Origin of the sequence: Companilactobacillus muriivasis, assembly GCF_036246245.1 — a bacterium.
Taxonomy (GTDB): Bacteria; Bacillota; Bacilli; order Lactobacillales; family Lactobacillaceae; genus Companilactobacillus; species Companilactobacillus muriivasis.
This window is the reverse complement of sequence record NZ_BTTQ01000002.1, coordinates 147,858-160,519: the sequence shown is the minus strand read 5'-3', so window position 1 is coordinate 160,519 and position 12,662 is coordinate 147,858. Positions and strand designations below refer to the sequence as shown.

Annotated in this window: 15 protein-coding genes; 4 read left to right on the top strand and 11 right to left on the bottom strand. The window is 37.0% G+C overall.

Going from position 1 to position 12,662, the window contains the following annotated elements:
- Position 1: 1 nt before the first annotated feature.
- Positions 2-1,147, bottom strand: coding sequence for a cysteine desulfurase family protein (locus AAA923_RS03640; RefSeq protein WP_338214626.1), 1,146 nt, complete (start codon positions 1,145-1,147; stop codon positions 2-4).
- Between the two features lie 75 nt (positions 1,148-1,222).
- Positions 1,223-2,911: a septation ring formation regulator EzrA gene (locus AAA923_RS03635; RefSeq protein WP_338214625.1), complete on the bottom strand. Its 1,689-nt coding sequence runs from the start codon at positions 2,909-2,911 to the stop codon at positions 1,223-1,225.
- A gap of 941 nt (positions 2,912-3,852) precedes the next feature.
- Here AAA923_RS03635 and rpsD point away from each other — a divergent pair.
- A complete protein-coding gene (gene rpsD, locus AAA923_RS03630; RefSeq protein ID WP_338214623.1) occupies positions 3,853-4,464 on the top strand; it encodes a 30S ribosomal protein S4 in 612 nt (203 codons plus the stop codon).
- A 615-nt stretch (positions 4,465-5,079) separates the two neighbouring features.
- Here the strand turns inward: rpsD and AAA923_RS03625 are convergent.
- Positions 5,080-5,247: a hypothetical protein gene (locus tag AAA923_RS03625; protein ID WP_338214621.1), complete on the bottom strand. Its 168-nt coding sequence runs from the start codon at positions 5,245-5,247 to the stop codon at positions 5,080-5,082.
- Positions 5,248-5,559: 312 nt separating this feature from the next.
- On the bottom strand, positions 5,560-6,159 hold the full coding sequence (locus AAA923_RS03620; protein WP_338214619.1) for a DUF1054 family protein: 600 nt from the start codon (positions 6,157-6,159) through the stop codon (positions 5,560-5,562).
- 51 nt (positions 6,160-6,210) lie between these two features.
- Between AAA923_RS03620 and AAA923_RS03615 the strand changes: the two genes are divergently transcribed.
- From AAA923_RS03615 to AAA923_RS03605, 3 genes are all read left to right on the top strand, one after another.
- The gene (locus AAA923_RS03615) at positions 6,211-7,512 is read left to right on the top strand and encodes a replication-associated recombination protein A (RefSeq protein WP_338214617.1); all 1,302 of its coding nucleotides are present in this window, start codon (positions 6,211-6,213) and stop codon (positions 7,510-7,512) included.
- On the top strand, positions 7,502-7,780 hold the full coding sequence (locus tag AAA923_RS03610; RefSeq protein WP_338214615.1) for a hypothetical protein: 279 nt from the start codon (positions 7,502-7,504) through the stop codon (positions 7,778-7,780). The genes AAA923_RS03615 and AAA923_RS03610 overlap by 11 nt, the downstream gene beginning before the upstream one ends.
- Positions 7,781-7,866: 86 nt before the next feature.
- Positions 7,867-8,340, top strand: a complete 474-nt coding sequence (locus AAA923_RS03605; RefSeq protein ID WP_338214613.1) for a universal stress protein — start codon at positions 7,867-7,869, stop codon at positions 8,338-8,340.
- Between the two features lie 99 nt (positions 8,341-8,439).
- Here AAA923_RS03605 and AAA923_RS03600 read toward each other — a convergent pair whose 3' ends face one another.
- The 7 genes from AAA923_RS03600 to AAA923_RS03570 all read right to left on the bottom strand — a co-directional run bounded on the left by AAA923_RS03600 (position 8,440) and on the right by AAA923_RS03570 (position 12,628).
- Positions 8,440-9,297 (bottom strand): helix-turn-helix transcriptional regulator, encoded by an 858-nt coding sequence (locus AAA923_RS03600; RefSeq protein WP_041500881.1) that lies wholly within the window; start codon positions 9,295-9,297, stop codon positions 8,440-8,442.
- A gap of 103 nt (positions 9,298-9,400) precedes the next feature.
- Positions 9,401-9,694 (bottom strand): glycine cleavage system H family protein, encoded by a 294-nt coding sequence (locus AAA923_RS03595; RefSeq protein ID WP_041500880.1) that lies wholly within the window; start codon positions 9,692-9,694, stop codon positions 9,401-9,403.
- 9 nt (positions 9,695-9,703) lie between these two features.
- On the bottom strand, positions 9,704-10,906 hold the full coding sequence (locus tag AAA923_RS03590) for an FtsW/RodA/SpoVE family cell cycle protein (protein WP_338214610.1): 1,203 nt from the start codon (positions 10,904-10,906) through the stop codon (positions 9,704-9,706).
- 12 nt (positions 10,907-10,918) lie between these two features.
- Positions 10,919-11,140 carry a DUF2969 family protein gene (locus AAA923_RS03585; RefSeq protein WP_041500876.1) on the bottom strand — a complete coding sequence of 74 codons (222 nt, stop codon included), beginning with the start codon at positions 11,138-11,140 and terminating at the stop codon, positions 10,919-10,921.
- 12 nt (positions 11,141-11,152) lie between these two features.
- Complete coding sequence (yidD, locus tag AAA923_RS03580) at positions 11,153-11,443, bottom strand: membrane protein insertion efficiency factor YidD (RefSeq protein ID WP_338214607.1); 291 nt, start codon at positions 11,441-11,443, stop codon at positions 11,153-11,155.
- Between the two features lie 4 nt (positions 11,444-11,447).
- Positions 11,448-11,630: a DNA-directed RNA polymerase subunit beta gene (locus tag AAA923_RS03575; RefSeq protein ID WP_057892682.1), complete on the bottom strand. Its 183-nt coding sequence runs from the start codon at positions 11,628-11,630 to the stop codon at positions 11,448-11,450.
- 8 nt (positions 11,631-11,638) lie between these two features.
- Positions 11,639-12,628 (bottom strand): rod shape-determining protein, encoded by a 990-nt coding sequence (locus AAA923_RS03570; protein WP_338214605.1) that lies wholly within the window; start codon positions 12,626-12,628, stop codon positions 11,639-11,641.
- Between the last annotated feature and the right edge of the window lie 34 nt (positions 12,629-12,662).

Sequence of the window (12,662 nt, the reverse complement as noted above, 5' to 3'; positions counted from 1 at the left end):
CCTAATTCAAAATTTGGAAATGATCGTGGATCTCATCCAAATTCTTAATAAATTCATTCATTTCTGCTTCAGTATTATTTTCATCCAAACTAACACGAACGGCACTAGTAGCCACGTTTTCTTGGATGTTCATTGCTTTAAGAGTACCTGATTCAAGGCCCTTCTTTGAAGAACAAGCACTTGTTGTTGAGATATAAATATCACGGTCCTCAAATGTGTGGACAACTGTTTCACCACGAACGCCATCAATTGTAAAACAGATGATGTGTGGAGCAAAATCTTCGCCAATTTGTGAAAAGATATGAACGTTATCCATACCCTTTAAGTGATTGACTAGTTGTTCCTTTAATTGTTCCATCTTAGCAGCCTTACCAGCTTCGTTGTCTTTCAACAAACGGATAGCCTTAGCCATACCAGCAATTGCAGGTGTATTTTCAGTCCCACTACGAAGGTTTGACTCTTGACCACCACCGGCCATCAAAGGTTCGAGTTGCTTACCTTCTTTCATATAAATAAAGCCAATTCCACGTGGTGCATGGAACTTGTGACCTGAGAAAGTATAGAAATCAACACGAGGATCAATGATCTTCGATTGTAAATTCTTCCCGATAGCTTGGACAGCGTCGACATGGTAACTGATACTTGGATAGTCCTTCAAAACTTGGGCAATTTCGTGAATTGGTTGAATGGCACCAATTTCATTGTTAACCGCCATAGTTGAAACTAAAATTGTATCGTCTCTGATAGAATCTTTGACGTCTTGGGCACTGACGTGGCCTGATTTATCAACTGGTAAATAAGTTACATCAAAGCCCAATTCTTCAAGTTGATGCATCGTATTCATAATTGAAGGATGCTCGATTGAAGTAGTGATGATGTGCTTACCAAATTCACGTTTCTTGAACGCAGTCCCCTTGATGATCCAATTGTTTCCCTCTGTACCACCACTGGTAAAGACAACCTCATCTTGTTTGAAACCCATTAGGTTTGCAATTTGCTTGCGTGATGTTTCTAGCAGTTCGTATGCTTTCAATCCCAACTTGTGCAAACTAGAAGGATTACCGAAGTATTCTTGACTAGCAGCGTTATAAGTTTGAAGAACTGAATCATTAACCTTAGTTGTTGCACTATTATCAAAATATATCATTTTTGCCTCACCAAAATAAAAAGGCCTTAACGGCCTAAAATTTTATCTATTATAACTTAACACACTTTTGAAAAATTATGAATTTATTGTCTCTTTAATCCGAGCCACTGAACCAGCTTCAACCTCTTCAAGTGCCTTAGAAATGACATCAACTGCTTCATTGTAATCGTAATCATCGTCAAACATTGAACGAGCACGTGTCAATTGATCAGTAAACTCAGGATTCTTATTGTCGTAACGGTTAGCATATTGCAATAACTTCTCAGCTAATTGAACGTTATACTTCAACTTCTTAGTCTTCTCAACCAAGTTTTCCAAATCCTCTTGAGTCACGATAACTTGTTTGCTGATATCTTCCATATTAATCTGGTCAGCATCAAGTTCGTCATACAATTTATTGATTTCATCGTAAACCATGTAGAAGTAATCCAAGTAGTCATCAGGAAGTCCGTTCAAACGTAACTGCTCCATCATCTTCTTTTGTATTTCCAAACGCTTAGCATATTCGTCAACACTGTTGCGGGCAATTTGTTCACTCGAAAGCATTTGGTTCAAATCGTCATTGATAGTCTTTTCATTAGTTTCAATTTCATCAAGTTGCTTAACAATCTCTTTGAAGTCGGCTCTAACTTGTGAAAAGATAACCTGTTTGTCAGCGATACTCTGTACATCAGCATCGTATTCACGACGAATATCATTCAAGGTATTGTAATTATTTTGAAAAGTATCCAATGTATTGTCAGTTAAAATATAACTTTCTTGCAACTTTTGAATTCGTTTATCCAAGTGATTGTGTTGGAAAACAGCATGATTCAAATAGTCCAAAACAGGCTTTTGTTCCTTCAAGACATCACGTTTACCATCAATTTCCAATGTCAAAGTCTCATACAAATCATCGATTCGTTGCTTGATATCTTCATTATTAGTATTTACAGCATCGAAATTCAATTCACCCAATTTAGTATTTGATTCATCAATTTCATGTTGGACGTCAGAAATTGATTGGACAATATCGTCATTAAACTTGAAATGTTGTTGTTCCAATTTTTGATAAACAAACTTAATCTCATCAACTTGACCAGGAAATACTTCATTTAAGTCATGGAATAGCGGTTCAATGATCTTCAATTGGTCAGTAATCAATCCCAACTTGATTTTGACGTCATCCAAACATTGACTTGCCTCAATATGGTCACCCTTTTGTGTCAATTGCTTTTCCTTATCTAATAAGTTAGCAATTTCAGATAACTCATCCTCAAGCTTATCTGTGGCTGGACCATAACTGAATGACTGTGTCAAAACTTGTTTACGCAAAGTTTGATATTGACGTTGTAACTCTTCGCTATGAGTGGCATTCAATTCGTTACTTGCCAAAAGTTCATCGAAACCTTGAGAAACCTCACCAATTTTGCCCTCAAAGTCATTCATTTCATTATTTAATTTTTTCAGATCATTAGCTGAACCGAATACTTTAAACTCAGTATTTTTATATTCAGCTGCACGAATCTGTTTTAAGATATCAGAAAAAATGTCATCAGTTTGCTTGTGATATTCCACTTTCAACTGATTGAAGCGGTCATCACTAGCCCCAGCTAGCTTCATCTTTTCCAATTTTTCTATTTTGTCATCCAACTGAGCCTTTTTTAACTCGTCTGTTCGTTCTTTGTACTTATTAAGTGTGGAAGCATTACGTTTTTGTAGGAACCACATGTACCATAGGAAGAACAGAATGATTAAGATTATTCCAATAATAATTACAAACACATTTACACCCCTAATGACGATTCAGTCTTATCTTTAAGAAATTATATCAAATATTACTCCCATTATTAGCGCTATCCACTTTTCATAATAAAGTTTTAAACTATTAGTTTTTTGTTTGTTAAGTATGCCGTCTCCAGAGCTGAGAAGTATTTCGCCTGCTGTGCGGTACGGTCCGAGTCGAAGTGCGGTCTCGAACCTCGGTTTGAAGCCTTTCCACAGATCGGAAAGGCTCCAAACGCGCCCGGTGGTGTAATTGCTAAATCAATAACGCCACTTCCACTGCTGGTGAATACTCCTCAGCTCTTCCGACTGTTTTATCTGTTGGTTTGAATGGATTGTTCAAGGCATCAGTTCCATACTTAAGTATATTAATCCTATATAATATAGATGGATTTATTCTATAACCTTAAATTAATAGTAGCTAATTACTCAAATAATGCATTTATAATTGAAAAATCAGAAGAAATTGTAACAAGGTTTTGATCATCTATATCACCAAACTTATCGATATAAATGTCAATCAAATATCAGTCAACAATACATTAGCCGGAGGTGGGTACGAATATAGTCCGCCGTGGTAGTTGTGTTAGGACAGCGGTTTTCTGTTCTTACACAACTGACGTATTTTGAGATTTGCGGTTTATGCAAAGCTCAAAATCGAGGCGGGAGACCTTGGCTCTCGCCGGTCACACCGCAGACTATATTCGTGCCCACCTCCGGCGGCCCCAAAAAAACTCTTTGACATCTACCTTTTATCACGGTATACTAGCCTTCGTGTAAAATATGCAGCAAAGAGCGGCAAGAACGTCAACAGTTATCGACGATTTAGTTCAACTAGTAACCTGTGGCTGCACAAGGTGAAAAGTGTAACGATAACTGCACGAATGCTAAGCTCTAGTTAATTATTTTACTCCAGACAAACATTTTGGAGGAATTTATTTATGTCAAGATATACAGGCCCACGTTGGAAATTATCACGTCGTTTAGGTATCTCACTTTCAGGTACTGGTAAGGAAATCGCTCGTAGAAACTACGCCCCAGGACAACATGGTCCAAACGGTGGTCGTCGTAAGGTTTCTGAATACGGTCAACAATTAACTGAAAAGCAAAAGTTGCGTTTCATGTATGATGTTAACGAACGTCAATTCCGTAACCTATTTAACCGTGCCGGTAAGATGGAAGGAATTCACGGTATTAACTTGATGATCCTTCTTGAAACAAGATTGGATAACATGGTTTATCGTTTAGGTCTTGCAAGTTCACGTCCACAAGCTCGTCAACTCGTAAACCACGGTCACATCACTGTTGATGGCAAACGTGTTGATATCCCTTCATACGAAGTTAAAGTTGGTCAAAAGATCAGCCTTCGTGAAAAGTCAAAAGACTTGGCTATCGTTAAAGACAACCTTGAAAACGTTGTTGGTCGTCCTGGTTTCGTTACATTCGATGACAACACATTGACAGGTTCTCTAGTACGTAACCCAGAACGTGACGAACTAGAACCAAATATTGACGAATCATTGATTGTTGAATACTACAACCAAATTCTATAATATTTGCCAGAAAATACATTCACTTATTGTGGGTGTATTTTTTTTACTCTCTTTTTTTCTGCCGTCTCCAAAGCTGAGAGTATTCATCTGCTGCGCGGCACGGTCCGAGCCAAAGTACGGTCTCGGACCTCGGTTGAAGTCTTACCAAAAACCGGTAAGTCTCCAACTCGTCCGGTGGTGTAATTGCTAAAGCAATAACGCCACTTTCGCTGCGGATAAATACTCTCAGCTTTTCCGACTAATTTAACTTAATATCCATACTCTACATGAATCGTATTCCCTACTAAACCATTAATATCATTTTGCTTTCTTATTAAATTACGAAGAAAAACTAACAAACTCGAATATTAAGTAAAAAAACAGATATTAATCCACTAGCCTCCGGTTGTGTGGAATGAACCCGCAGCGAAAGTGGAGTTAGGACGGTGATTTTCCGTTCTTACTCCACAGGACGAATTTGAGATTTGCGGTTTATGCAAAGCTCAAATTCGAGGGTCGAGACCGCACTTTGGCTCGAGTCGGTCCCGCAGCAGGTTCAATTCCACACAACCGGAGGCGGCATCCTTAAAAAACAAAAAAGACAGAAGAATAATTTATTCTCCTGCCTCTAAATATTTAAATCTTTAATTTTCCAATTACATTCAATATTAAAACCATTCCGACAATGGTAGAAACTAATCCGCTCCACCACATGATGTCATACGTTGGTACGAAGAACAGTTGGAAAAATGCCAACATAATTACTATTCCGATCCAAAACTCAATTGATTTATACCATTTCATCTTGATCATCCCTTTTAATAACCCTATATTTACTTTCATTATAGTAAATATTTACAGAAAATAAATAGTTAATTTCATTTTTCTTTCAAGGTTTCGAATGAAATCGTCGTATTGTCAAATAACTAAAAATACTATTTAAATAATTAAAATATTTGTAATAGACAATCAACTAGCACCATGTACATTCAAATGTATTTATATTTCAGCAATTTTAGAGTATGGAAAGTTTGTGATAGGTTATCAAATATCATCATAGTGCGTTACGTAATTAAAAAACTAGTTGGAATACTCTCAACTCTGGAAACGGCATATTTACCTATCGAATTCCTCGTTAAAAGTAACCATCAATTTACTCAATTGCATAAACTTATCAATCAATAGTTGATCATACTCGCCTTTCGCAATGATTGGATCATCAGCTTTCAACTCATAACCAATTACTAAATCACTTGATTTAACCTTTTCATAGCGGGCAATCACCTTATCCAAGTCACTTGCTGGACGCATTTCACTGGAAGTATGGTCATTTGACACGCCCCAGCCCTCTGTTATGATAGTATCCTGATATTCTTTCAAAATTGGATAATATCCCGGACGACCTTTAATGTCCGCTAAGAGACTGAATGTGATAAAGTATCGATCAGGCCACAAGCCTAATTCCAAATGGGGCGTCTTTTTATAGCCGTGTTTATCTTGATTAATGGCTAACCAAGTATCTGGTGGTGGATTTCGAGTTCGACGTTGGTGCTTAGCAATTTTCATAAAGAACTGCTGCTGATATTCTGCTTCCAGACGTCGCATCAGTTCGGCACCGATTTTCTCAAATTTTGGATCCAGATTGGCTCTAATCAACCCTAAACGACCAGGCAAAGTCATATCCTCAAAAACTTTAAAATCATTTTTATCAAACATGTTCTCAATCCTTTGTTGTAAAATATACATATCAATTATATAGGAGGAGCTATGCAAAAACCATTAGCATATCGAATGCGTCCAACTAATATCGACGAAGTTGTCGGTCAACAGCATCTCGTTGGTCCCCATAAAATTATTCGTCGTATGGTTGAAGCTAAGATGTTATCTTCAATGATACTTTACGGTCCTCCTGGGATCGGTAAAACTAGTATTGCTAGTGCTATCGCCGGTAGTACTAAATATGCCTTTAGAATGTTAAATGCAGCCACTGACAGTAAAAAGGACTTACAAGTCGTCGCTGCTGAAGCCAAAATGAGTGGTACGGTCGTCTTGATGTTGGATGAAATTCATCGTCTCGACAAAACCAAACAGGATTTTCTCTTGCCATTACTTGAAAGTGGCTCAATTATTTTAATCGGTGCCACAACCGAAAATCCATATATCAATATTAGTCCTGCTATACGCTCTAGAGTCCAAATCTTTGAATTGAAGCCTCTCGATAGTGATGACCTAAAAAAAGCCGTTAAGCGTGCTTTAAATGACGACCAGAACGGTTTAGGCAAGTATAACGTCAAATTGGATGCAAATGCTTTGGATTTATTGGTCAGTTCAACTAATGGCGACCTACGAAGTATTCTCAATGGCCTAGAATTATCAGTTCTTTCGACCGAATCCAAAGATAACTCAGTTCACATTGATTTACAGTCAATCGAAGAGTCAGTTCAAAAGAAGGCTATCTCCTCAGATAAAGATGGTGATAGTCATTACGATGTCATGTCGGCTTTCCAAAAATCGATTCGAGGTAGTGACCCCAATGCTGCTCTGCTCTACTTAGCACGACTACTTGAAGCTGGCGATTTAACTTCAGCTATCAGACGATTGATGGTTTGTGCCTATGAAGATGTCGGTTTAGCTAACCCTCAAGCCTGCGCTCGAGCTGTTCAGGCGGCCCAAGTAGCACAAATGGTTGGTTTACCAGAAGCCCGTATTCCTTTGGCAGATGCTGTAATTGACCTCTGTCTATGTCCTAAGTCTAACTCTGGTATGGTTGCCATCGACAGTGCACTTGAAGACGTTAGGAATGGTAAAGCCAATTCCATCCCTGACGACCTCAAGGATGCTCATTACTCTGGTGCTAAAAAACTCGGCCATGGTGTCGGCTATAAATTTCCACATGATTATCCCAACGCTTGGGTGGATCAACAATACTTACCTAACAATTTGGTTAATAAAAAATATTATCAACCAAACAACACTGGTAAATATGAACAGGCTTTAAATCTACGAATGCAACAAATACACGAATGGAAAATGAATTCAAAACGGAGTCAGAATAATTATGATAATTAAAATTTTAATGATATTCTTTATTATTTTTTTATTAGCTTTAGCCTATATTCTTTGGAGTCACAGTAGTGGAAAATTTTTAATCTACTCACCAGATGAAAACCTAACGTTGAAAAATGTCATGCGATTTACGGCCGGATTATTGGTCTTTGTGGCAGTCATGGGAATAGTTATTGCACTTATCGGTAGCAAGGAAGCCAACTTCATTACGCTCCTATTAGGAAGTTTAATTGCGGCATCATTTTCAATTTATTTAGCAAATATCCGCTAAATGTTAGCCGATGACTGTATTTATTGGGCCAAATCAACTAAAATAAAGATATAAAGCAGTTACATTACATTAACGGGGTGATACTTATGTTACAACAATATAAAAACATTCTCGTACCAATTGATGGTTCATTTGAAGCTGATTTAGCTTTCAAGAAAGCGGTTGAAGTAGCCAAGAGAAACAAGGCTGCCATTCACTTAGTTCACGTTATTGATACTAGAGCTTTCCAAAACGTTTCTAGCTTTGATTCAACTATGGTCGAGCAAATCACTGAAAAAGCTAAAGATACTGTTAAGAGTTACGTTAAGACAGCTAAAGACGCTGGGCTTGAAGATATTGACTACAGCATCGAATACGGTGCACCTAAAGCAATCATTGCCACAGACTTCCCTAAGAAATTAGGCGTTGATCTTATTATGATTGGTGCTACTGGTTTGAATGCTATGGAAAGATTATTGATTGGTTCAGTTACTGAATATGTTACTAGAACTGCTGCTTGCGATGTTTTAGTCGTAAGAACAGATCTTGATAACAAGACAATCAAGAAACCTAAGAAATAGATATAACACGTAAAAATAAATGGTATAAAAAAAAGAGGACTGATTCGAAAGAATCGGTCCTCTTTTTTTGGAACGGAAATTAATAAATTGTTTTTTTTATTAAAAGATATTCAAATGCATATCTTTCACTTTAGCTTTTAGTTTTTCAAAAACTGGTTTATTTTCACTGATACTAGAAATGACGTAGGCTTTGATGTAGTCCTCATCAGTCTTTTGACCTTCACGAGTACCCGCATCTGCTAAGTAACAGTACATTTCATCGAGTTTGAACAATGTTTGTTCTTTTCTAGCAATGAAGATACCTTCGTTAGCATATTCCATAGCCTTTTGATTGTCATCCAATTTCAATGAAAGATCGGCCATGTTAGCATAAATCAAAATGCTATCGTGATAATTTTCATCGCCAATCTTATCAAGACTAGATTTAATCAAGTCTTTAGCTTGATTGTAATAAACTCTAGCTTCATCGACTGACTTTTTATTAATGTAGGCCTTTGCGGTAAAAACATCGATCAGAATATCGTACATATCAACGTTAGCGATGTTAACGTTCATAGCACGGTTGAAATCGAAAATGGCTTTGTCATAATTCTTGCTTGTGACATATTCGATCAAACCGTTAAAGAAGTGAATCAATTTGATTTCTTGTTTATTATTGACGTTGATGTTTTTAAGCTTACCCAGTTTGTCGCTAATACCATCAAAATCATCTTGATAGAATGACTTCTTAATGTCACTGATGATTGAATAAATCTGACTATCGTCATTGACGATTACGAGGTTCATTGTGATACCCAGTCTTTCACAAATGCGAACTAATATTTCCATGCTTGGAATCTTGTCTTTTTTTTCAATCAGGCTGACAGTTGCCTGTGTACAAATGCCATCAGCTAACTCAGATTGAGAAATACCTCTGAGTTTTCTGTAATGGCGAATTTTTTCACCTAATATTTTCATTCTAAACTATCCCCATTCATTTATTAATTCCAAGGATAATTTAAACAGTTATTAAAAAATGTTGCAAGAAATAAGCAGCGATAAAAAGATAAATTTTAAAAATTTAATTATTTACTTCAAAGAACCATGCGTCTTTTTCGGTACCATTTAATAATTCAGGATTATCATTTAATTTATCGTTAACCTTGACGATTTTACCGGTAACAGGTGATTCTAGCTCAACCACAGCCTTTTGAGCTTCGATCTCGCCACTTGATTCACCTTTTTTTATATCAGAATCTACATCAGGTAATTCGACATATTTGACATTGCCTAAAGCGTCTTGACCCTCTTTTGTTAGGCCTATACGAGTTGTATGTTGGCCCTTCTTAATCCAGTAATAATTTTCATCAGTCATAACCAATTCCTACCTTTGCTTAAACGTACCATTTTCAAACATGTAACTCTTGTGGTGGAATCTCATTGACATAACTAAGCCAATACCGATCATGTTACCCAATAGGGCTGAACCACCTTGTGAAATAAACGGTAACGGAATACCAGTCAATGGCAATAGACCAACACTCATACCGATATTTTCGAACACGTGGAACAAGATCATCATGATAACACCAGTTGATACATAAGCATAAAATTCATTCTTAGTATCAAAAGTTACTTGAATCATTTGATAGATTAATAAGAAATACAACAAAATTAATACACATGAACCAATGAAACCAAAGTTTTCACCGATAACTGAAAAAATCATATCGGATTCACGAACTGGCACATAAACATTTGAGACGTTGAATCCCTTACCAAACAATTGTCCAGAACCAATGGCCTTCATATTCTGCCATATCTGATACCCATTTTCCGAAGTATCAGCCGATGGATTAAGCCAACTATCAATACGAGAGAACTGATAAGCTCTAAATCCAAAGTGACCAAGAATCTCTCGGCCCCAGTCAGTTGTAGCAAATAGTAAAGCTGTTCCACCGATAACGGCAACGATTAGAAAACCAGTTAATAGAATTCGCCAATCAATTCCGGAGACCAAGATCATACCACCAAGAATGGCAACGAAAACTAAAATTGTACCGAAGTCATTTTGCAACTTCAATAGCACCATAACTGGCAAGGTCCACAACAACAATTTTCCAAGCAATAAGAAATCTGAACTTATCTTATGAACTTGATATTGGCTATTGTGATTCGTAATGACTTTACCCAGCATTAATATAAACGCCGGTTTCATTACTTCAGATGGCTGAAAGGTAAACGAACCAATAGCAAACCAACTCTTAGCACCGGTACTAGCCGCATACGAACGACTGTAAAAAATCAGCACCAGTAACAGTAACGCTATACCAGCATAGTAGGCATAATTAGCCACTTGCCAGAGTTGTTCCACATCGAACTGCATGATAACAGCAATTATTGCCGCCCCAATAACATACCAAGCGACTTGCGAAACAACATTTTTTAACGGATTCTGAGAATCTTGAATTGTCGCAACATAAATAGACATCAAGCCTATGATTGCCAACATCATTACAGAAAAAATAATTCCATAATCGATTCTCGAATCCACATCATTTTTTCGATTATTTTCTCTTATTTGCATGTTTTACACCTGCTAATGATTATGTAAATTATATTGCATTAGCAATTCGTTAATTGCGTCGTCCAATTTTACTGATTTAAATGGTGTTTCATTACTTTCAACGAATGAAAGATAACGTTCGCCATCTTTTTTGATAGTTCCGATATACTTTTTGCCATCCCAAAGCTCATATGTCTCAGGATCACTACTGATATCTTTTAAATTAATTTCAACTGCTCTTTTTCTACTAGACATTGAATCTTTCCTTTATCTGTTATGAAATTTTTTTGCGATAATTTCGTCTTCATACTTTTCTGGATGAGGATTTCTAAAAATAGTGAAATTATCTGGTACTGGATCTACTCCACCACGGACAAAGGGATTACAGCGTATAATACGTGCAATCCCCATAATGGTACCCAAAATTCCACCGTGCATTTTAACTGCATCTATAAAATAGGTCGAACATGTTGGGTAATATCGACAACTCGGTGGTAATACTGGAGAAATAAATTTCTGATAGAATCGAACGATTCCAATTAAAATCTTCTTAAGCATGATACTACCTTAAAAAGTCGAACATATGCATCCAAGTTCCAGGCCACAAAACAGCAAGTGGATTAGATCCACCCAAGGCTGAACCAATCAGCATACCCAAGACTAAAAAGATTAGCATTAACAATAGTACCCAACCTATTTTCTTAAAAATATCGCGACGATATTCTTTACCAAAATCTCTCTTCATTTTTCATCCTAGTATTTTTTATGTTTTTCAATATTTTCCAATAACACACCAGTACCCAAAGCAACTGAATCCAAGGGACTGTCAGTTAGTAGAACGGGAACTTGAAGTTTTTCAGACAATAACTTGTCCAAATTCTTCAATAGGGCTCCACCACCTGTAAGCATGATACCACGGTCAATGATATCACCTGATAGTTCTGGTGGTGTTTGCTCTAAAACGCTTTTAGCGGCGTTGACAATCTGTTCTATGCCATCTGACAAGGCCTCTTGAATCTCAACTTCATTTGTTGTGATTTCTTTTGGCAATCCAGTGACAATATCAATACCACTTGCGGAGAATGTTTTACTTTCATCAGCATCCATAACACAACCAATTTCCATCTTGATTTGTTCAGCAGTTCTTTCACCGATGATCAAATTGTGATGTTGCTTGATATATGCTTGGATGGCTCCAGTCATCTTATCACCCGCAAAACGCAATGATTGACTTGTTACAATATCACCCATTGAAATGACGGCGATATCACTTGTACCACCACCGATATCGATAACCATGTTACCTTGTGGCTTAAAGATATCCAAACCAGCACCTACGGCCGCAACCTTTGGCTCTAGTTGAAGATATACTTTACCACCACCGGCTTGTTCAGCGGCTTCGATAATTGATTTTTGCTCAACTGGAGTTACGTTAGTTGGTGCACAAATCATGATTGTTGGCTTTGAGAAACGACCACCGACATTCAATTTTTCAATAAAGTATTGCAACATTTTTTCTGTAATATCAAAGTCAGCAATAACCCCATCTTTTAGGGGACGGATTGCTTTAATATTAGCTGGCGTTCTACCAACCATTAAATAAGCATCCTTACCAACAGCGACTACATCATTATTATTTGTATTAATTGCCACAACAGAAGGTTCGTTCAAGACGATTCCCTCTCCTTTGACATCAATAAGTACATTTGCTGTACCCAAATCAATTCCTAGATATTTCGACATACTATATCCTCCAAGACTTAAACACAAAAAGTAT